The 391-nt window shown below is 29.4% G+C and carries 1 protein-coding gene; it reads right to left on the minus strand.

The features are described 5' to 3' along the window. A partial coding sequence (locus E3E36_RS12620) for a CNNM domain-containing protein (RefSeq protein WP_167895662.1) occupies positions 1-391 on the minus strand: 391 nt, incomplete at both ends.

The following is a 391-nucleotide window of genomic DNA, read 5'->3' on the forward strand; positions in this document are numbered from 1 at the left end:
TTAAATCTTCAATAGAATCATTTATTTCAACAGCTTCTACTTCAGTTCTCGGAATTAAAAATTGCCTGATTTTTACTGTTGGTAAGCTTAAAGCATTTTCAAATAATTCTTTGTTTAATTCAGGATTAATTTCTTCCTGTTCTTTTGTTTGCTGAAAGAAATGTTCTAAATCAACTTTGGTAAATGCTTCTTTTTTGTTTTTAATACGAACGTTGAAAATGTATTTTAAAATCCATTGTGCGATGCCTACAAAAAAACCTGCTATCGGTTTAAAAATCTGATAAAAGAAATTGGCAAATGCAGAAAAAGAAGTTAATAATAAATCGCTCTTGGCTCTGAATAATGCTTTGGGAATAAACTCGCCGATAACTAAAACTACTATGGCTGATAA

Origin of the sequence: Thermococcus sp. M36 (assembly GCF_012027355.1) — an archaeon.
Classification (GTDB): Archaea; Methanobacteriota_B; Thermococci; order Thermococcales; family Thermococcaceae; genus Thermococcus.